Origin of the sequence: Campylobacter sp. CNRCH_2015_0814 (genome assembly GCF_025772765.1) — a bacterium.
GTDB lineage: Bacteria > Campylobacterota > Campylobacteria > Campylobacterales > Campylobacteraceae > Campylobacter_D.
In genome coordinates this window covers 39,935-60,772 of the sequence record NZ_JAKMSR010000002.1, presented here as the reverse complement: position 1 = coordinate 60,772, position 20,838 = coordinate 39,935, and the positions used below count along the sequence as shown (strand labels likewise).

Sequence of the window (20,838 nt, the reverse complement as noted above, 5' to 3'; positions counted from 1 at the left end):
TTAATAGATAATAAATAAGAGTATTTTTATCTTTTAACAAACTACATGAAAGGGAAGTTATGAAACACAAATTAGCTAAGGTTGCTACCTATGCCTGTTTAGCTTTAGGTATAAGTTTGAGTTCGCAAGCTTTTGCTTCTTCAGAGCCTAGAACCCTTGATGGATATGTAACTCAAGAAGATGCATTTTTTGACTATCTTTACAAACATCACCCTATTTTTAAATATGAAAAAGAAGGGCGTTTGGTGGGTAAATTTACCCATAGTGATAGAACTGAAAACTGGGTTTTAAATCAAAATGGAGCTAAATTTGCTGCTGAGCATGATTTAAAACAAGCTTCTATTACTTATCGTTTGCCTTATGAGTCTTTTTTGGATTTTCCAAACAAATTTGTAGGTCCAAAAAAATGCGGTGAATGTCACCCTGCACAATATGCCTCTTGGGAGCGTTCTCGTCATGCAAAAACCGTGCGTTTCCCGCATGAAATGGAAGAAGTTGGCGGAGCTGAAGGTTTAAAAAAACCTATGTATAACTCTCAAGCTACTATTTTACCTGATGGAATTTATCCAAATGATGTTTATGCTCTCATTGGAACACCAAGAACAAAATATGGTTTTATAGATAGATGGCTTGTGCGTGGAACCTACCATGTTGAAGATGGAAATTTGAGTGATTTAAGTGGTAAATTAACCGCCGGAGGTAATCAATTCTCAAGACTTTGGAGTGAGTTTTTAACTCCTGAAATGGCACAAAAAATAGCTGCTTTTGCACCTGGTTTTCCTACTAAAATGGAAGATTTTGGAGGAAATGGCTCTCAAGTATGGGGAACAAACTCTTATGCTGCAACTTATAAAGAAAAAGCAGTTTTCCAACCTGCTACTGCATATTGTGAAACCTGTCATACTTTTAAATTTGATTTTAAGAGTAAGGAAGAATTTTACAAAGCACTAGGTAATCCAAAAGAACTTCAAAAACATACCATCTCAAAAGGTATTACTTGCGAAGAATGCCACGGGGCTGGAGCGCATCTTTATGGAGCAAGAGGTGCGGGTATGCCATCAAATTGTGAAAGATGTCATCAAAGATTTTCATATAATGAAACCGATGCTAAAATCAATCCTAGAAAACCTTTCAATGCGTATTTTAAATCAAGTTGTCCTGCGTGTGGAACAGAAGGTGCTCAAATGTATTCTTCAGCACACTATGATAAGGGTATGAGATGTAATACTTGTCATGATCCACATGAAGTAACTTTTAATGATTGGAAAAGTGGTTATACTAAGACAAAACTTAAAAAAACTTGCAAAGATTGTCATGAAACCCAAGCAAGCTTTTTCAAAAAAGGCGGAATTCACGCAAAAGATAGCTGTACAGCTTGTCACATGCCAAATATGATGAGTTGTGAAAACTTTGGAGCGGTTCAAAACCCTGATAAAGGTGGGTTTGATAATGTTAGAGCTTCACATATTTGGAATATCAAAGTAGATAAAACCGCAAAAACACTTAACCCACCAGAAGGTAAAGAAAGATCACCTAAAGTTGGTGGTTGGACTATAGCTAGAGATGATGAGGGTAGATTTTTCCTTGATTTAATGTGGAGTTGTGGTAGAACTAGTTTTAGTGATATTAATCTAATGGGTCCTGGTGCAAGTGGTTGTCATAGTCCTGTGCAATCAACCTTACCTGAAAAACTTCACTTTAGCAATCAAGAAATGATTTATGATAAAGTAATGCAGTGGCAAAACCCTGTTAAAGAAGGTTATGAGAAAATTAGAAAAGGCATAGCAAATATTGATAAAACTTTTGCTGAAAAAACCAAACTTTCAGTAGAGCAAAAATCAAAAATACTAAGCCTAACAAATCAAGCTCAAGCCATAGCTGATAGACTAGAAAAAGATGGTTCTTGGGGTGTTCATGGACCTGCTTATTCTAAGAAAATCATAGAAGAAGCTTTAATTTATATCCAAGAAGCACAAAATATCCTAAATGGTAAATAAAAACAAAGGAAGAATGAAAAATTCTTCCTTAAAATAAGGAGCTAGTCTTGAAAAATTTAATCACTCGACTTTTTATTGTCCTTTTTACTCTTTTTATGCCATCAGGATTTATTTTTGCTGAGGCTAATGGAGAAATAGGCTCAATAGAAGGTGTAAAAAGCATTAGCTTAGCGCAAGCTCAAGAAATGCTAGATCAAAACAATACTTATTTTTTTGATGTCAATTCAGAGCAAGATAGACAAGCTAATGGCTATATACCTAATTCCATATCAACCTATGTGGAAAATTGGCAAAATTTATTACCTAATGATAAAAATGCAAATTTAGTATTTTATGGTTTAAATCGTTTTAGATTTGAAGCTTCTCAAGCTGCCGCAGTTGCTATAGAACTTGGCTATAAAAACTCTGTTGTAATGCTTGATGGCATTGAATCATGGATAACTTCAGGTAGAAAAGTTGAAAAAATAGACACAGTTAAATGGGAAAAAGCTAAAGAAATTATCGAATTTAAAGATACTATCCACTCAAGATTTAAATTTAGCAATACCCCATCTTGTCGTGATTGTCATGCTCAAAAAGGTAAAGGCATTAGAGCTGATATTGCAGCAAGTAAAAACTTAATCAATCAAAAATGCGCAACTTGCCATGAAAAAGCAAGTAATGCTTTGGCAAAAAGCGCTCATGGAGTAGAAAAATTCTTACCTGCTCAAGATATGCAAAAGAAAAAAGAAAAACCATCTTGTGCGACTTGTCACTCTATTCATATTACCCCAAAACATTCAGGAATTTATTCACAAAAACAATTAGTCGATCAAAAATGCGCGCAATGCCATAAACAAAAAAGCACGACTTTTTATATGACTTTCCATGGTAAAGGTATGTTTTTAAGCACTCCAGGTGAAACTCCAAGTGTTGCTACTTGTTCTGATTGTCATGGTAAACACAATATTTTAAAATCAAGCGAAAGAAGCTCAACTCTCTCGCCAATTAACCGTGTTCAAACTTGCAAATCATGTCACCCAAATGCAAATGAAAATTTCGCAAATTGGATGGCACATGCTGATCATAGCGATGGCGAAAAATATCCTGGATTACATGGTGCTTATATATTTATGACTATTTTAGTGATTTCTGTGTTTGTTTTCTTTGGAGCTCATACTATACTTTGGTGCTTGCGTTTAATTGCTATGCGTATAAAATATCCTAAAGAATGGAAAGAAGCAAGAAAAGCAGCACATGAAGATAAAGTAAGAGTAAGAAGATTTAGCACTTTCCATAGAATTCAGCATTTCTTTATGGCAGCTAGCTTTTTGGGTCTTGCATTCTCAGGCTTACCGCAAAAATTCTATGATTCAGCGTGGGCTAAACCTATGATTGATTTAATGGGTGGAGATATCATTAATGCAGCAACCATACATCATATTTCAGCCATAGTAATGTTTGCAGTATTTTTCTCTCACATTGGAGAAATCATCATTGTAAATTGGAAACGCCGTGATGTAGCAAGGGATCCAATCACTGGTAAAATAAGCTTTATGAAAGTTTTAAAAGCTACTTTTGGGCCTGATTCTTTAATGCCAAATTGGCAAGATTTTAAAGATATGAAAGATCATTTTAAATGGTTCTTTGGTTTTGGGCCAAGACCACAATTTGACCGCTGGACTTATTGGGAAAAATTTGATTATCTAGCAGTATTTTGGGGTATGTTTATCATTGGTATTTCAGGGTTTATTTTATGGTTTCCTGCTTTCTTTGGTAAATTTTTACCAGGTGAAGCAATCAACTTAGCAACCCTACTTCACTCTGATGAAGCTTTACTTGCTACAGGATTTATTTTTGCAATTCACTTCTTTAATACACATTTTAGAGCAGATCGCTTCCCTATGGATATGGTGATTTTCTCAGGAAATGTTAGTGAAGAAGAGATTAAACAAGAAAGAAGCGTATGGTATAAACGCTTAAAAGAAAGTGGAAAATTAAACACTTTATATGAAAATAAAAGTAATTTCAAAGCATATCAATGGCTAGCTAAACTTGCAGGATTTGCAATGCTAATCACTGGTTTGGTGTTTTTATTTTTAATGCTTTATACTTTCTTTAACACTATCTTATAACCTTATTCGCTATAATAGCGAATAAGGACTTTTCCTAACTTTTTCAAGGATTTTAAATGTTTAAAACAATACTCACACTTAGTTTTTTAAGTATTTTTTTTATAGCATGTTCTAATGAAGAAAAACTTGATTCTAATTTAATCTCAAATGGCACACAATTTTCTAAAGAAAATTTGCAAAAAGCAAATGATTTAGATAAAAAATCTTATGAAGAAATAGCTCATTTATTTAAAGATAATACAAATATAAAAAGTGATGATAAAAATATTTTAATCATTTTTAGCGCAAATCACTGCTTATATTGTGATAAATTAAAAGAAGAAATTAAAAATGATAAAAAAATACAAGAACTTATAAAAGACAAATACAGCTCATATTATATAAATATAAGCTATAAAAAAATTCATACATTTTATAAAAACCATAAAAGTGACTTAAGCACAGCTGAACTTTCTAGTATTTATGATATAGTGGCCACCCCTACTATTGTAATTTTAAACAAAAACAGCCAAACTTTGTTAAATTACCCTGGTTTTATTAGCGCAAAAAGATTAAGCGCTACAATGGAGTTTTTAAACCAAAAAGAAAATCAAAATTTAGATGAAGCAGCCATAGCGCAAAAACTTATACATTTTTATAAAGAAAATAATATTTAAAGGTTAAAAATGCAGTATTTTTTTTCTTTTGCGATGAGTTTTTTACTAATGAGCATATACGCCATAGCTTGTGCTGTGGCGACCTTTATAGAAAATGATTTTGGTATTAGCGCAGCTAAAGCTTTGATTTATAATAATGCTTGGTTTGATATGTTGCATTTATTACTAGGTTTAAATTTAATCGGAGTGATATTTTATAACAAGCTTTTTCAAAAGAAAAAATACTCTATCTTGCTTTTGCATTTATCTTTTATAGTGATTTTAATCGGTGCTGGACTTACTAGATATTTTGGCTTAGAAGGAGGAATGCATATAAGAGAAAATGAAAGCTCTAACACCATAGTTACTAGAGAAGAATTTATAAAAATTACTGATTTTGATACTAATGCTAGTTTTGAATTTCCTATTAGCTTTACCCCACTAACTCAAAAGCATTTTGAAAAAACTATTGACTTAAATGGCGAAAAATTAATCATAAGCTCCATCAAATACACTCCGCAAAAAGATTCTATTACACCTGCTAGCTTAAAATTAAACATTAATTATCAAAAAGCAAATACACAAATAATCTTAAATCCAAATTTTACAAATAAACAAGCAGTGCATTTTAACTTGCAGGGAAAAAATTTTACTATCAATTGGGGGCCCAAAGAAATCAAACTTCCTTTTGCGTTACACTTAAAAGATTTTATACTTGAGCGTTATTTAGGCTCTATGAGTCCATCTTCTTATACTTCAAAAATTCAAATTATAGATGAGCAAAATAATATTAACTTAGATTATGATATTTTTATGAATAATGTTCTTGATTATGGTGGATATAGATTTTTTCAAAGCTCTTATGATCAAGATGAGCAAGGCACTATACTTTCAGTCAATAAAGATCCTGGTAAAATTCCTACTTATATAGGTTATACTTTATTGATTTTAGGATTTTTATGGGTTTTATTTGACAAAAACTCAAGATTTCATCGTTTAAGCATTTATTTAAAAAAAGGCCAAAGTTTTGTATTGTTTATTTTGCTTTTTGCAAATTTACAAACCCCGCTTTTTGCACAAGAAAATAAAAATGAAATTTTAAATTTAATCTCAAATTTGCAAAAAAATTCCTATGAACATTCTTTAAATTTTGCAAGATTACTTGTGCAAGATCATAATGGTAGAATCAAACCTTTAGATACTTTGGCAATGGAATTTGTTTATAAAATCACTCAAAAAGAAAAATTTTTAAATCTTCACTATGATCAAATTTTTCTAGCAATGATGATTTATCCTAAAGAATTTAGAAAAATCAAAATGATAGCTACAAAAACAAGCAAGCTAAGAGAATTAATAGGCGCAGATATAAATGAAAAATATATAGCATTTGATGATGTGTTTGATAATGGAGTATATAAACTTAGTAATTATGTTGAGGAAGCTAACCGCAAAAAGCCCTCGCTAAGAACTAGCTTTGATAAAGATTTGCTAGCCTTAGATGAAAAAATAAATCATGCATATTATATTTATAGTGGTCAAGCTTTAACTATTTTTCCTGATATTAATGAGCAAAGTTTAAAGTGGTATTCTCCGGTGCAAATTTTACCTTTTGCGAAAGAAGATGTAGAGCGTTTACAAATGCTTTTAGTTAGCTATTTTTTACAAGTTCGTAATGGTGTTGAAAATAATCAATGGCAAGATGCAAATGAAATTTTACAATCCTTAAAAGACTTTCAAAATCATTATGGAAGCAGTGTTTTACCGTCAAAAGAAAGATTAGATCTTGAAATACTGCTTAATCATTATAATATCTTTGATAATCTAACTTTTGTTTATATTAGCTTTGCATTAGTGTTTTTCTTTTTAAGTTTTTATACTATATTAAAAAATATTTCTTTATCTGTCTTTGTATATAGATTTTTTTACATCATTTTAAGCATGTGTGTAATCATACATGCACTAGCTTTAATCATTCGTTGGTATGTAGGTGGGCACGCTCCTTGGAGTAATGCTTATGAAAGCATGATTTACATAGCTTTTGCTTGTGTGATAAGTGCTGTGATATTTTTTAAAAAATCACTTTTGGCTTTATGTAGTGCGAGCTTTTTAGCAGGTATTTCACTTTTTGTAGCTCATCTTGGCTTTATGGATCCTCAAATTGGAAATCTAATACCTGTTTTAAAATCATATTGGCTTAATATTCATGTATCGATTATAACAGCAAGTTATGGATTTTTAGCACTTTGTTTTATTATAGGGATTTTGAGTTTAATTCTTTTTGCTTTAAGGGGTAAAAATAAAAATATAGATTTAAATATCACTAAACTACACTGCGTTAATGAAATGTCCATGATAATAGGGCTTGCAATGCTTACAATAGGAAATTTTTTAGGCGGAGTTTGGGCTAATGAAAGCTGGGGAAGATATTGGGGTTGGGATCCAAAAGAAACTTGGGCTTTGATTTCTATTGTAGTTTATACCATGGTATTACATTTAAGATTTATTTTCAAAACTTATTTTATTTTTGTTTTTGCAAGTGCTAGTGTTTTAGCCTTTTATAGTATATTAATGACTTATTTTGGAGTAAATTTTTACCTTTCTGGGCTTCATTCTTATGCAAATGGCGACGCCTTCCCTATACCAACTTTTATATATGTTTTGATTGTGCTTAATTTTGTTTTAATTATTAGCGCAGGAAGAAAACGGGATTTAAATACGCCTAGTTTCTAAACTAGGCTTTGCTTTTTTCTATTTCTTGAAGTGCTAGGATAAGATCTTTTAAATTTTCATAAGGAATATGAACTTTCCAATCTATTCCATTTTCCTTTTTTAAAGCCACACCTATACTTAAGACATCATTGCTTCCTATACCATAAGGATTAGAAAGATTACAAAGGCTTATTTCTCCACTTTTACTACCATGTAATTCTATAGTTTTAAATACTTTTTTACTCATGTTTATCCCTAAAAGCTGTGATAATTTTTGCTTGAAATTTTAGCCAATCTTTTTGAAGCATGATAGGAAAACCACCATAAACCCTAGCACCTTCTAAATTTTTAGTGACCCCGCCTCTTGCGGCTATGGTAGCAAAATCTCCTATTTCTAAATGCCCGCTTGTAGCACTTTGTCCACCCATAGTAACATTTTTACCTAAAATACTTGAGCCTGAAATTCCACTTTGAGCTACTATAAGACAATTCTCCCCTATTTCACAATTATGTCCTACTTGAACGAGGTTATCAATCTTTGTACCTTGCTTTATGATAGTACTTTCAAAAACTGCTCTATCAATAGTCGTACAAGCTCCAACTTCTACAAAATCTTCTAAAATAACATTTCCATTATGATAAATCTTATAATGCTCGCCATTTTTTGTATGCGCATAACCAAAACCATCACTACCTATAACACAATTTGCCAGCAAATGGCATTTTTTACCTATTTTAGTGTCATTATAAATCACAACATTTGGATGGATTATAGTATATTCACCTATACTTACATTATCGCCTATATAAGCACCTGCCATTATCACTACATGATCAGCTATTTGGACATTTTCGCCTATATAAACATTTGGCATAATCTTAGCACTTTTGGCAATATTAGATTGTTTTTTTTCACTAGAGATTAAAGGTTTAGCAAAAAGCTTACTTAAAAGTGCAAAAGATAAATGTGGATTATCAACGACTAACTTAATGCAATCTTTTGAAACTAAATTTTCAAATTCTTTTGAGATTAATATAGCCCCAGCTCCACTACTTGCGATTTTTTTAGAGTTTTTTTCTCCATCACAATAACTAAGTTCAGTAAAACTTGCATTATTTAATGAATTTAAAGCTGTAATTTCTATATCTTCTCCGCAATATTCTATACCTAAAAATTTAGCAATTTCACTAATTTTCATTTTACCTCCATTAAAATAGAACCACTTCTAACTACACTAATAGGATTATACTTTTTCATAGTTTTTAAAAAGTTATCAATATTTTTTGCATCATCACTTGCCATTACTATAATAAACTCACCATCACTATAAGTTACACTGCCATTATAAGCTTTTAATATAGCATCTAAGCCTGCAAAATTTTCATTTAAAGCAATCTTTACCAAAGCTGTTTCTTTTTCTATAAAATCACTAGAATCAATTACCTTATAAGTAGGTATGAGTTTATGAAGTTGCTTTATGATTTGCTCAAAAACTTTTTCATCGCCTAAAGTAACGATATTTATCCTTGAGAATTCTTTATCATCAAGTGGAGCAACCGTAAGAGATTCTATATTATAACCGCGTCCTGAAAAAAGCCCAACAACGCGTGATAATACCCCATGCTCATTTAACACAATGACAGAAATTACTCTTCTTTTCATTTTTTATCCTTGTTTTTATAGCTAGGTAAAATCATATTATAAATAGCTCCGCCCGCAGGCACCATAGGTAATACATCTTCATAACGATCTATAGCTACATTTAAAATGTAAGTTTTTTTAGATTCTAAGGCTGCTTTAAAAGCTTTTTGAAATTCTTCTTTATTAAAAACATTATAACCCTCACAATGAAAACCTTTAGCAATAGTAACAAAATCAGGCTGGCTTGTTAAATCTGTATTAGAAAATCTTTCTTTATAAAACATACTTTGCCATTGTCTTACCATACCTAAAAAAGAATTATTTAAAATGATATTAATCACTTTGATTCCATAAGCACTTGCTGTCATTAGCTCTTGTATATTCATTAAAAAAGAACCATCGCCTACAAAATTTATCACCACTTCTTCATCTACAGCTAATTTAGCTCCAAGTGCAGCTGGTAAAGAATAACCCATAGTCCCTTGCCCACCACTTGTTGCAAGTTGTCTTGCATAATTAAAAGGATAAAATTGTGCTACCCACATTTGATGTTGCCCTACATCAGTAATTATCCTTGCATCAGGAGCTAATCTAGCGCATTCTTCTATAACCCATTGAGGTTTTAAAACTTCATCACTATCTTCATAGATTAAAGGATATAACTGCTGATATCTTTGTAAAGTTTTAAACCATTCTTGGTATTTTGTATTATCAAAACTTTCTTTTTTTAATTCTTCTAAGGTATCTAAAATAACACTCTTAATATCCCCAACTATAGGAAAATGCGCTTCGATGATTTTAGAAATAGAGCTTGGATCTATATCAATATGAACGATTTTTGCACCCTTGGCAAACTCACTTGTTTTACCAGTAATCCTATCATCAAACCTAGCACCCACAGCAATGAGCAAATCACACTCACTTAAAGCAATATTTGCACAATAACTCCCATGCATACCTGCCATTTTTAAATTAAGCTTATCATCACTTCTTAAAGTCCCTAGAGCCATCAAAGTTTCAACTGCAGGAATTTGACAAAAATGAATTAATTCTCTTAATTCATCACTAGCATTAGAAGCTACACAACCTCCACCTAGGTAAAATAAAGGTTTTTGAGCATTTTTAATCAAACTTACCAATTTTTTAATTTGCTTAATATTTCCTTTATAGGTTGGCTTGTAAGTTTTCATAGAAATTTCTTTAGGATAATGCCATTTACCTATAGCTGCAGTAACATCTTTAGGTATATCAATATGCACAGGCCCTTTTCTACCTGTGGTTGCAATATAAAAAGCTTCTTTTAAAATTTTAGGTAATTCTTCAATATTTTTTACTAAATAATTATGTTTTACGCAAGGTCTTGAAATACCTATAGCATCGATTTCTTGAAAAGCATCGGTTCCTATTAAAGAATTTGCAACTTGAGCTGAAATTAAAACCAAAGGTATAGAGTCACTATAAGCAGTAGCTAAACCTGTAACTGTATTAGTAAAACCAGGTCCACTTGTAACTACTGCCACACCAACCTCACCACTCATTCTAGCATAAGCATCAGCACTATGTAAGGCTGCTTGCTCGTGTCTAACTAGGATATGTTTAAAATGAGTTTGCTTATAAATTTCATCATAAATATTTAAAGCCGCGCCACCAGGATAACCAAAAACTACTTTAACATTTTCTTCTTTTAATGCTTCACAAATCATTTGCGAGCCATTTAGCTCTTTCATTATTTTACCTTTTTGCTTAAAATGGAAAATATTATAACGATAATTTAATAAATATTATTTTATAAGGAGAGTTTCTTGAAAAATCAAGAAACTACTTGTGCTTTTTTAGCGTATTCTATACCTAAATCAAAAGCTTTTGCATTTGCTTCTTTAGTTTTTGCAGGTACCATATCAAGCATAGTTTGTTTTAATGCATCAATATCAATACATTTGCTCATATAAGCAGCTATAGCTAAAGCGACAACTGATTGAGTAGCTACATTACCTACTTCTTCTTTAGCTATAGTAATAATAGGAATTTCAAAAATTTTCCATCTAGCATAATCTTCTTTGCTTGGGTGAACTAAATTTGGCTCTACAACTATAACTCCACTATCACAAACACCATCTTTGAAACTATGATAACCCTTATCAGCAGTTGAAAGCATAAAACTAACTTCACCTTCTACTGCATAAGGAAAAAAGATTTCACTTTCATCAATGATAATATCAACCTTAGTTGGTCCGCCTCTAACTTGAGAAGTATAAGTAGAAGCTTTAAAAGCATTGCGCCCTTCTTTAATGGCAGCTTTAGCTAAAATTTCACCTGCAGTGATAACCCCTTGTCCACCTTCACCGCAAAATCTTAATTGATATTTCATTTTAATGCTCCTAAATCAACCATTCTTTTTTCTTTCAAGGCTCTTCTAACTTCCTCATAAGCTTCACAATATTCTGTTTTACTTTCATCTTGGTGTAAAATTCCTGTAGGGAATTTATCCGCTCTTTGCTCATAGTCTAATTGTTCAAATTTAGACTTTTCAACACAACGATTTTTAATCCAATCAAGCATGCTTACAGCTTCGCCCATTTTATTTTTTCTACCAAGATTAATATGGCAGTTTGAAAATACATCTACAAAACTATAACCTTTGTGTGATAAAGCTTTAAAAATGATATTTTCAAGTTTATTTGCTTCAATAACATTTGTTCTTGCTACAAAAGAAGCCCCAGCAGCTTTAGTAAGCTCACAAGCGTCAAAATTTGGATCTATATTACCTGCTTGAGCTGTAACAGTGTAAAAGCCTTGTGGGGTAGTTGGTGAAGTTTGTGAATTTGTAAGACCATAAATAAAATTATTAATTAAAATATGAGTTAAATCTATATTTCTTCTACATCCATGGATGGTATGATTTCCACCAATTGCTAAAGTATCACCATCCCCACTTACTACGATTACATGTTTTTTAGGGTTTGCCAGTTTAATCCCTGTTGCATAAGCAATAGCTCTACCATGGGTAGTATGCACTGTATTACAATTTACATAAGAACTCATTCTACCACTACAACCTATACCTGAAACTAAGCAAACATCATCCATATTCCAGCCAAGTTTTTGAATGGCCCTAATAATAGCTTTTAAAACAACTCCATCCCCACAACCCCAGCACCATTGTGTTGGAAGTTTATCCACTCTTAAATATTCATCGTAATTAAAAGCCATTTTACATATTCTCCTTTACTTTAGCAATAATTTCACTTGGGGTTATAGGGCGACCATTTGCACGGTGTAAGCTAATAAAATCATTTCTTTTGCTTACTCTTTGAATTTCTTCTAAATATTGCCCCATATTAAGCTCGCTAACCATAACTTTTTCAAATTTAGATACCACTTGAGCTATTTTTTTCTCAGCTACTGGATAAAGTGTGATAGGTCTAAAAAGCCCTACTTTTAAACCCTCTTCTCTAAGTCTTAAGATAGCTTCTTTAGCAGATCTTGCAACACTACCATAAGCAATGATTAAAAACTGCGCATCATCACACATAAACTCTTCATAAGTGCAAATTTCATCGGTATTATTTTTAATCTTACCAAACAATCTTTTCATATTTTTATCTACTATCGCTCCATCTTCAGTTGGAAAACCTATATCTCCATGATGAAGTCCTGTGATATGATAACGATAACCTTCAAAGAAAGGATTTAGTGTAGCAGCTTCATTTTCCCCTGCCGCATAAGGTTTATAATCTTTTTTATCTCCTGTAAATTTTTTACGGTTAATAATTTCTAATTCTTCTAAATCAGGTAATTTAGCCTTACCATTCATATGTCCTATGGTTTCATCTAAAAGCAAAAATACCGGGGTCATGTATTTTTCAGCTAAATTAAAAGCTCTAATAGTTTCAGTGTAAGCTTCCTCTAATGAAGCAGGAGCTAAAGCTATACTTGCATAATCTCCATGTGTTGGAGCTTTTGCTTGAAACAAATCTCCTTGTGCAACTCTTGTTGGAAGACCAGTGGATGGACCACCTCTCATAACATTTACAATTACTAGTGGAATTTCAGCTATAAAACCCAAACCAATTTGCTCAGCTTTTAAAGAAATTCCAGGTCCACTACTTGCTGTCATAGACTTAACACCACTCATAGAAGCACCCAAAGCCACACTAATACCTGAAATTTCATCTTCCATTTGTATAAAAGTACCATCATTTTTTGGTAGCATATGGCTTAATTCATGTGCTATTTCAGAACTTGGGGTAATTGGATAACCACCAAAAAATTTACAGCCACAATCAATCGCAGCTTTTGCTACTAAAACATTACCTGTTGATATCACTTCTCTCATTGTTTTTCCTATGCGTTTAATTTTTTATATTTATTTTCTTTAACAGCTTGTGCTCTTTCTTTGGCTTCTGGCGTAAGCTTTGCAAATTTAAACTCATCTCTTTTTGCAACAAAAATTGCAAAATCAGGGCAGTGACTTTCACATTCACTACAGCCTATACAAGAATCAGGATGAACCACTTCTATCATCTGTCCTAAAACTGCACTGATTTCATCTCTCATTGCTAAAACTCCAGCTGGACAATAGCTAACACAGATATTACAAGCTTTACATCTTGCTTCATCAACCCAAACCGGTGTATTTTCTGGGGCTACCATTAAAATTCCTTTCTAATTTTTTGTTATTTTTAATGATTTTTTATCAAAAGTTATTTTTAAAACAAACTTTTTATTATAGCGAATTTATAGCATGAGTAAATATTATTTAAGATATAAAGTAAAACAAATAGGTATTTATAACGCAAAGTAACATTAGGAGTAAAAAACTCCTAAAAATTATTTATAATTATATTGAATGAGAGAATTTTCTAATGCAATTTGTTCTTGATCGTCTAATTTTAACTCCAAAATTTCAAGCACCCCATCAAGACTTATCCTTGCCATAGCACCAAAAGCTTTTTCTTTTATGCCGTATTCTCCATCTAAAATCACACATATTGGTAAAAATTCTCCACTTTTTAAAGCCTCTATCATCCTCACACAAGCACTTGCAGGGGCTAAATATGCTGAAGTTTTTAAATATTTTATAATTTTAGCACCACCTGTTTTAACTTCTTGTTCTATTTGAGCAAGATCATATTCATTTAAAACCTTATTTAATGCTTTGTTTTGAACTTTACTTTGAGATTTTACTAAAACCATGCTATCATTGTGAAAACCTATAAGTTTGGTATCTATACAAGAAGTTTTTATATTTAATTTTTTACCAACTTCATATTTAAATCTAGCATTATCCAAAACGCCTGCCATAGCAATGATTTTCTTTGATGAGAATAATTTACTTTCATAAAGAGTATCCAGTAAAAAATCTACAGGATTACTTACTATGATAAACAAAGGATCGTTGTTAAATTTTTTGATATTATTAGCACACTCAAGCATAATTTTAGCATTAATAGCAAAAAGCTCATCCCTGCTTTGACCTTCTTTTCTAGCTACACCTGCACTAAAAATAACCACTTGAGAATCTTTTGAGTGCACATAATCATCCGTGCAAGTTATTTTAGTATCAAAATTAAAAGCAGCTATGCTCTGACTTAATTCCAATTCTCTAGCAAAAAGCAAATCTTTATTAATATCAATTAAAACAATCTCATCAACCAACTCTCTTAAAATCAAAGCATAAGCAGTACTTACACCAACATTTCCTGCGCCTATGATAGTGATTTTCATTTTTTCTCCTTTTTGCGTTTATTTCACTAAATTAGCTGGTAATTCAAAAATATTTTTAATTAAATGATAAGGAAGTTGCAAGCTTTGTGCGATAAGCTGGGTCTTAAATTCAGGTTCATCCACTGTTCCGCTTAATTTAATTTGTGTACTAATTTGTCTATCTTTACCTAATATAATTTGATTGATAATTGGAACTTTGGAAATAACCGAACTGGCTGATTTTAGTGTTCTAAGTTCTAATAAACCATCCACTTGATTGCTTCTTAAATTGATTTTAACTCGACCTAACACATCTGCACTATCACCATTAAAATTAAGTGCGTCTATTTCAAAAAGATCTTTTTTACGATTAAAACTTATACCAGCATTTTCAACACTAAAGCCTTTTTCATTAAAGGTAGGCGCCTTAAATAAAATTAAACTAGGTATGGTATCAATAAAACTTAAAAGCTGTTGATGAAATTTCAAATCTTTTAAATAAGTATCTTTAAATAAGAACTTACCTTTGAAAAAATCAGTACTATTGCCATCTACATAAAGATTAAACTCACCTTTTTCAAAAACATTTTGGCGCATAAAGGTGTTTAGAAAATCATCATCCATTTTTAAAGCTCTAATTTGCATTTGATTGTCTTTAAACAAAAAATCAAATCTAGATTCATTTCTATTTGCCCAAGCTTTTACGGAATCTTTTTTAATTTTAGCGTCAAATTGATCAAAATCTAAGGTTTTATTAAAATCTTTTAAAATCAAATCTATATTTTTACCACTAATATTATAAGTTGAATTTTCAAGAGTATCTAAAGTATTTTCCGTATCTTGTTGAGAAATCAATAAATTAATATTATTTAAAGTAATATTTACATCATCATTGTCTTTTTGTGCAAAAATACTACCACTTGCACTAGTTAAATTAAAATCATTATCTTTTATTTTTATATTAAAACTATCATATTCATAAGGATTATTATCTTTATAGAGCAAAAATGATTCAAAAGTAGTATTATTAATATCTACATTAAAATCTTGGAAATTTAAAGTATTTAAAGATAATTCCCCATCATGCACTTTATTTTTTTGCATTAATTTAGAATAATTTTTATATTTTGCAAGTTTTTCAACATAAACAGACATACCTTGATCAAAATTTAAAGTTGTGGTAAATTCTTTATTATATAAACTAATATTTTTATCAAAATCAAGGCTTAAATCAAGAAATTTATTTTCCATTTTTAAGCTCTCTTGTGGTAGTTCTAAGTTTGTTATAAAGGTTTTAAAATCACCTTTTTTTTGCTTCAAATCAACACTTGCATTAAAATCACCATTAATCATACTACTTTGCACGCTTACATTTTGTATATCCAGCTTATCTTTTTTTAAAGTAAGATTTGCTTGAGTTATCTTAAAATCACTTATATTTATATTTGAATTAATAATATTAAAACTACCATTATAAGTAATTTTCTCAGGATGATCAAAAGGAATTTTCAGTGTTAAATCAGTCTTTGTGACACCATTATTTTGTAAAAATGGTAATTTTATATCATATAGAAGCAAAATTTTATTAACCCTATAATCAGCTCTAGCATTATCACTTTTAATACGTATATAAATTCCTGCTTTTTCATTTAACATATTATCTATATAAATTTGACTTTGAGTTAAATCATAATTATTAAAACGCAAATCATCATAAATAAAATCAAGTCTTTGTTTAGCAAATTCAAGTCTTACAAAAGGACTTACGATAGGATCTATGCCTTTATCTAAAACTACTTTTAAATTATTTACATAACCTTTGGCATTGATATCGTTTAAATAATATCTATGCTTTCCAAAGTCTGCAAAACCGCTTAATTTTTCTATAAAATAAAAATCAGCCTTTACCTTACCACCCACCCAAAGAGCAAGATTAGAAGGCAAATGTACTCCATTTTCTACTAAAATATCAAAAATTTGCGAAATATTATTTGAACTGATATTTTCTAATTCATAAGCAATCTCTTCTCTTTTGAGTGAAAATTTAACATCACTTTTTAAAAAATCACTATCGATTTTACCTTTAAAAGTATAAAATTTTGTCTTAGGATTAATAAGCAAGGAGCCAATTATGCTAAGATTATGATCTTTTAAAAGAAAATTATCAATATTAGCTTGTATATTTTTATCACTAATTTTTAAATTCACTTTTACTAAAAGATTTTTGCTGTTTACAAAAAATAAATTATTTTTATAAATTAACTCCACAGGATAGTTATTGACAAACATTTCATCAATATTGATTTCTTGAAAAAACCAATAAATATATTTTACATCTTTAATAAGCTGCACAGCTTTACTTGCGCTAGTTTCATTTTGAGCACTTTGACTTTGAGAATTTACTACGACTTTTTTAGCATTTAAAATGAGTTTTTTATCTAATTTAATATATAATTTCTCTAAATTAATAGAAGAAAATTCTAATTTTTCTATATAAATTCCATTTTTGAGGTAAATAAACAAAGCAATGAAAAGTATCATAGGTAATGCTAAAAATTTAAGAATTTTTTTAATATGTTGTGACTTGATTTTAATTTTTCTTTTATCCATTTTTTATTATCTACTTTTACCTATAAAAACAAACTCTGTGGTTTTTATACCACAAGGTTCTGTTAGCAAGATTATAACGCAATTAGATAAAAATAACTATAAAATGAGCAGTATCGATAAATATACTTTATATTTTTTGGGCCATCCACAATCTGGCTGGATAAATATAGGCACAAAAGAACTAAATAGAGCTGAATTTTTACATAAGCTTACCGTCGCTAAGGCAGCGCTTGAAACTATTACTTTAATTCCTGGAGAAACGACTGAAATTTTCTTTGAAGAATTAGCACCGAAGTTAAATTTAAATGCTAAAATCTTAATGCAGGAATTTTACAAACAAAGTCCTTTTAAAGAAGGTATGCTTTTTCCTGAAACTTATAAAATTCCAAAAGGTATCACAGAAGAGCTTTTGGTAAAATATCTTTTGGCTTACTCTGTAAGTGAATTTAAAAAGCTTTCTTATAAAATTTTTAGAGAATATAATGAAAAAAAATGGCATGAGTATATCATCATAGCTTCCATTATACAAAAAGAAGCAGCGAGTAATGAAGAAATGCCTATAGTTTCATCTGTAATTAGAAATCGTTTAAGAAAAGGTATGAAGCTTCAAATGGATGGAACATTAAATTATGGAAAATACTCTCATGAAAAAATCACTCCACAAAGAATAAGATCAGATAATAGTTCTTACAATACTTATAAATTTAATGGCATACCAAAAGAAGCTGTATGCAATGTTTCATTTGAAGCTATCAAGGCAGCTATTTTTCCTGCTAAAACAGAATATTTATACTTTGTAAGAGATAAAAAAACTAATAAGCATATTTTTACCTCTACTTTAAAAGATCATAACAAGGCAATAAGAAATTGATTATAAAATTTCTCTTTGGCCTTTTGCATCAGGTTCGCTTAAAACACCTGTTTGTGAAAGTTGTTCTATGATATTTGCTGCGCGGTTATAGCCTATTTTTAAGCGTCTTTGCAAATAAGAAATACTAGTTTTTCTATCTTCTAAGATTACAGCCTTTGCTTCTTCATAAAGTTCATCTAAATCCCCATCATCAAATTCACTTCTTTTATAAACTCCATCTTGACTATCATCTTTTAAAAAACTCTCATCATATTCTACTACTTGTTGAGCTTTTAAAAACTCTACTATATTTTCAATTTCATTTTCGCTTGCAAAAGGTGCATGCAAACGCACTAAACCACTCATACCAGGAGGGGTAAATAAACAATCTCCACGCCCTAGTAAGCTTTCAGCTCCCATAGAATCTAAAATAACCTTAGAGTCTATCTTTTGCCCTACTTTATAAGAAATTCTACTTGGTAAATTTGCTTTTACAACCCCAGTAACAACATCCACTGAAGGGCGTTGTGTAGCTACGATTAAGTGAATTCCACTTGCTCTTGCCATTTGCGCTAAACGACCTATATAAAACTCTACATCCTTACCCGCAGTCATCATTAAATCAGCCAACTCATCAATAATCACTACAATAAATGGTAAGATTTCTCCACCTTGTTCTTTGATTTTTTCATTGTAATTTTCTATATTTTTAGTTTTTGCTTCAGCCATCAAACGATACCTGCGTTCCATTTCAGCTACCATATTTGATAAAGCATTTACCGCCTTTTTAGGATCAGTAATTACCGGTGTAAGCAAATGTGGTATATCATTATAAATACTAAATTCAAGCATTTTAGGATCTATCATCATAAGTCTTAAGGTTTTTGGTGAATTTCTATAAAGCAAAGATAAAAGCATAGAGTTAATTCCCACACTTTTACCACTTCCTGTAGTTCCTGCTATTAAAAGATGAGGAAGCTTTTTAAGATCTGTGATGAAAGGATCACCTACTATATCCTTACCTAAAGCTATAGTTAAAGGTGAGCTAGAATTTTTAAATACCTCACTTTCTAAAATTTCTCTTAAGTAAATCGTATCGATTTTTTCATTTGGGACTTCAATTCCCACTACATCTTTACCTGGGATTGGAGCTTGAATTCTTATAGTTTGAGCTTTTAAAGCCATAGCTAAATCATCTTGTAATGATAAAATTTTACTTACTTTAACATCTGCTGCTGGACGAAATTCAAAAGTAGTTACAACAGGACCTGTGTAAGTTCTAACTACATCGCCACCTATTTTAAAGCGTCTTAATTTTTCCAATAAATCATAAATTTTTCTATCGATTTCTTCTTCATTGATTTCACTTTTGCCTTCTTTTGGCATGGTTAAAAAATCTAAAGGTGGTAAAGAAAAATCTTTTGGTTTTTCAAAATTTCCAAAATCAAGATCTTTCAATAAAGCTTTATTTTCACTCACTTCATTAGTGATAGAATGGTGTGTTTTGTTTTCTACTACTTCCACTATAGGCTCTTGAGTAATTTCAAATGGAACTTTTTCTTCTTTAACTTCAATTTGTACTTCTTCTACCACAAAAGGACTTTCATAGTTTCTTTTACCTCTTAGTTCTTCTATACTAACAGGCTTAGCAAAATCATCTTCACTAAAATCAAGTTCTTTTACTTCATTTTGCGGAATAAAATCTTCATCTTTAAAATCTTTTACCCCTAAAAAGCTAGTTTTATTTTGAATTTTTTTAAACTCAGCTTCTTTTTGTGCTTCTATAGCATTTAATTCTTCAATTTTTTTAAAATCCTCATTAAGTTCTTCTAAAATTTTTTCTTTTTGTAAAGCTTTATACTCTTCTAGCAATTTAGCTTTTTGCAGCATTTGCTCACGCTCTTTAAGCTCTTTGGCAAATAAAGAATTTTCTTCTATCACTTCTTCTTTGTTTTCATTTAAGTCCATATTGCGTCTTTTATAACTTGGCTCATCTAAATTTTTACTTTTTAAAGTTTGAGTATAAATATCTTCACTATTATTTTTATATTTTGACAAATACTCTTCAGGGGTCATTTCATCTTCCTTTATATTTATTTGACTAGCTTTTTGAGCAAAACTTGCAATAGGCTCTGAAAGCTCATGAATATAACTTGAGCTTAATTTTTTATCCTCTTCACTAATTATCACTTCTTCTAATTCTTGATTTTTCAAATCTTCAAGATTGAATTTTTTATTTTCTTGAACCTCTTGTTTTGGCAACTCTTCTTTCTCAATGAGTTCTTCTTTTTTTTCTTTAATTAAAAGCTCTTGCTTAAGTTTTTCTTGCTCTTCTTTGGTTTCATTTTCATACTTATCACCACCAAAAAAGCCAAAAATTTTATTTTTAATTAAAGTTTCGAGTTTTAAATAAAAATCAAAATCAAGATCTATTTTAAACACTTCTTTGATAATTTGCGGAAAAGAAATACTAAAAGCAAAAGTTAAAAGCAAAATCACCAAGATTAAGCTACCTATTTTTCCAAAAAGTCCATCTAAAATCACAAACATAGCAGAAGCTATATAACCTTTATCT

16 protein-coding genes are annotated in these 20,838 nt (G+C 30.6%); 5 read left to right on the top strand and 11 right to left on the bottom strand.

Annotated elements, in window-relative coordinates; genetic code table 11:
• The first annotated feature begins 59 nt into the window (after positions 1-59).
• The 4 genes from L8X24_RS01395 to ccsA all read left to right on the top strand — a co-directional run bounded on the left by L8X24_RS01395 (position 60) and on the right by ccsA (position 7,476).
• A complete protein-coding gene (locus L8X24_RS01395; RefSeq protein WP_263663283.1) occupies positions 60-1,997 on the top strand; it encodes a cytochrome c family protein in 1,938 nt (645 codons plus the stop codon).
• Positions 1,998-2,092: 95 nt separating this feature from the next.
• On the top strand, positions 2,093-4,111 hold the full coding sequence (locus L8X24_RS01390) for a rhodanese-like domain-containing protein (RefSeq protein ID WP_412175321.1): 2,019 nt from the start codon (positions 2,093-2,095) through the stop codon (positions 4,109-4,111).
• Between the two features lie 56 nt (positions 4,112-4,167).
• Positions 4,168-4,767 (top strand): SoxW family protein, encoded by a 600-nt coding sequence (locus L8X24_RS01385; protein WP_263663281.1) that lies wholly within the window; start codon positions 4,168-4,170, stop codon positions 4,765-4,767.
• A 9-nt stretch (positions 4,768-4,776) separates the two neighbouring features.
• Entirely contained in the window at positions 4,777-7,476 is a 2,700-nt protein-coding gene (gene ccsA, locus L8X24_RS01380; RefSeq protein ID WP_263663280.1) for a cytochrome c biogenesis protein, read from the top strand.
• Between the two features lies 1 nt (position 7,477).
• Here ccsA and L8X24_RS01375 read toward each other — a convergent pair whose 3' ends face one another.
• The 10 genes from L8X24_RS01375 to L8X24_RS01330 form a co-directional block, all read right to left on the bottom strand.
• Positions 7,478-7,702 carry a hypothetical protein gene (locus L8X24_RS01375; protein ID WP_039618362.1) on the bottom strand — a complete coding sequence of 75 codons (225 nt, stop codon included), beginning with the start codon at positions 7,700-7,702 and terminating at the stop codon, positions 7,478-7,480.
• Complete coding sequence (gene lpxD, locus L8X24_RS01370; protein WP_263663279.1) at positions 7,695-8,654, bottom strand: UDP-3-O-(3-hydroxymyristoyl)glucosamine N-acyltransferase; 960 nt, start codon at positions 8,652-8,654, stop codon at positions 7,695-7,697. Before lpxD ends, L8X24_RS01375 begins: the two co-directional genes overlap by 8 nt.
• The gene (gene ilvN / locus L8X24_RS01365) at positions 8,651-9,118 is read right to left on the bottom strand and encodes an acetolactate synthase small subunit (protein ID WP_263662003.1); all 468 of its coding nucleotides are present in this window, start codon (positions 9,116-9,118) and stop codon (positions 8,651-8,653) included. The genes lpxD and ilvN overlap by 4 nt, the downstream gene beginning before the upstream one ends.
• Positions 9,115-10,824: an acetolactate synthase large subunit gene (locus L8X24_RS01360; RefSeq protein WP_263663278.1), complete on the bottom strand. Its 1,710-nt coding sequence runs from the start codon at positions 10,822-10,824 to the stop codon at positions 9,115-9,117. The genes ilvN and L8X24_RS01360 overlap by 4 nt, the downstream gene beginning before the upstream one ends.
• A gap of 83 nt (positions 10,825-10,907) precedes the next feature.
• Positions 10,908-11,465 (bottom strand): 2-oxoacid:acceptor oxidoreductase family protein, encoded by a 558-nt coding sequence (locus L8X24_RS01355; protein WP_263663277.1) that lies wholly within the window; start codon positions 11,463-11,465, stop codon positions 10,908-10,910.
• The gene (locus tag L8X24_RS01350) at positions 11,462-12,307 is read right to left on the bottom strand and encodes a 2-oxoglutarate ferredoxin oxidoreductase subunit beta (protein WP_263663276.1); all 846 of its coding nucleotides are present in this window, start codon (positions 12,305-12,307) and stop codon (positions 11,462-11,464) included. The genes L8X24_RS01355 and L8X24_RS01350 overlap by 4 nt, the downstream gene beginning before the upstream one ends.
• Position 12,308: 1 nt before the next feature.
• Positions 12,309-13,433: a 2-oxoglutarate synthase subunit alpha gene (locus L8X24_RS01345; protein ID WP_263663275.1), complete on the bottom strand. Its 1,125-nt coding sequence runs from the start codon at positions 13,431-13,433 to the stop codon at positions 12,309-12,311.
• Positions 13,434-13,441: 8 nt separating this feature from the next.
• A complete protein-coding gene (locus tag L8X24_RS01340) occupies positions 13,442-13,756 on the bottom strand; it encodes a 2-oxoglutarate:acceptor oxidoreductase, delta subunit (RefSeq protein ID WP_039668439.1) in 315 nt (104 codons plus the stop codon).
• Positions 13,757-13,927: 171 nt separating this feature from the next.
• The gene (locus tag L8X24_RS01335) at positions 13,928-14,824 is read right to left on the bottom strand and encodes a malate dehydrogenase (protein WP_263663274.1); all 897 of its coding nucleotides are present in this window, start codon (positions 14,822-14,824) and stop codon (positions 13,928-13,930) included.
• Positions 14,825-14,842: 18 nt separating this feature from the next.
• Positions 14,843-17,344, bottom strand: a complete 2,502-nt coding sequence (locus tag L8X24_RS01330; RefSeq protein WP_263663273.1) for an AsmA-like C-terminal domain-containing protein — start codon at positions 17,342-17,344, stop codon at positions 14,843-14,845.
• Here L8X24_RS01330 and mltG point away from each other — a divergent pair.
• Positions 17,331-18,284 (top strand): endolytic transglycosylase MltG, encoded by a 954-nt coding sequence (gene mltG, locus L8X24_RS01325; protein WP_263663272.1) that lies wholly within the window; start codon positions 17,331-17,333, stop codon positions 18,282-18,284. The two genes, L8X24_RS01330 and mltG, sit on opposite strands and share 14 nt — an antisense overlap.
• Here mltG and L8X24_RS01320 read toward each other — a convergent pair whose 3' ends face one another.
• Positions 18,285-20,813, bottom strand: a complete 2,529-nt coding sequence (locus L8X24_RS01320) for a DNA translocase FtsK (RefSeq protein WP_412175320.1) — start codon at positions 20,811-20,813, stop codon at positions 18,285-18,287. It lies immediately after the preceding gene.
• Between the last annotated feature and the right edge of the window lie 25 nt (positions 20,814-20,838).

Bases quoted from the DNA above. Each gene is read 5' to 3' on its own strand.
- L8X24_RS01360 (WP_263663278.1), bottom strand. From the start codon at position 10,824: ATGAAAGAGCTAAATGGCTCGCAAATGATTTGTGAAGCATTAAAAGAA.
- L8X24_RS01390 (WP_412175321.1), top strand. From the start codon at position 2,093: ATGCCATCAGGATTTATTTTTGCTGAGGCTAATGGAGAAATAGGCTCA.
- L8X24_RS01350 (WP_263663276.1), bottom strand. From the start codon at position 12,307: ATGGCTTTTAATTACGATGAATATTTAAGAGTGGATAAACTTCCAACA.
- L8X24_RS01395 (WP_263663283.1), top strand. From the start codon at position 60: ATGAAACACAAATTAGCTAAGGTTGCTACCTATGCCTGTTTAGCTTTA.
- L8X24_RS01330 (WP_263663273.1), bottom strand. From the start codon at position 17,344: ATGATACTTTTCATTGCTTTGTTTATTTACCTCAAAAATGGAATTTAT.
- L8X24_RS01355 (WP_263663277.1), bottom strand. From the start codon at position 11,465: ATGAAATATCAATTAAGATTTTGCGGTGAAGGTGGACAAGGGGTTATC.
- ccsA (WP_263663280.1), top strand. From the start codon at position 4,777: ATGCAGTATTTTTTTTCTTTTGCGATGAGTTTTTTACTAATGAGCATA.
- ilvN (WP_263662003.1), bottom strand. From the start codon at position 9,118: ATGAAAAGAAGAGTAATTTCTGTCATTGTGTTAAATGAGCATGGGGTA.
- L8X24_RS01320 (WP_412175320.1), bottom strand. From the start codon at position 20,813: ATGTTTGTGATTTTAGATGGACTTTTTGGAAAAATAGGTAGCTTAATC.
- L8X24_RS01375 (WP_039618362.1), bottom strand. From the start codon at position 7,702: ATGAGTAAAAAAGTATTTAAAACTATAGAATTACATGGTAGTAAAAGT.
- L8X24_RS01345 (WP_263663275.1), bottom strand. From the start codon at position 13,433: ATGAGAGAAGTGATATCAACAGGTAATGTTTTAGTAGCAAAAGCTGCG.
- L8X24_RS01335 (WP_263663274.1), bottom strand. From the start codon at position 14,824: ATGAAAATCACTATCATAGGCGCAGGAAATGTTGGTGTAAGTACTGCT.
- lpxD (WP_263663279.1), bottom strand. From the start codon at position 8,654: ATGAAAATTAGTGAAATTGCTAAATTTTTAGGTATAGAATATTGCGGA.
- mltG (WP_263663272.1), top strand. From the start codon at position 17,331: ATGAAAAGTATCATAGGTAATGCTAAAAATTTAAGAATTTTTTTAATA.
- L8X24_RS01385 (WP_263663281.1), top strand. From the start codon at position 4,168: ATGTTTAAAACAATACTCACACTTAGTTTTTTAAGTATTTTTTTTATA.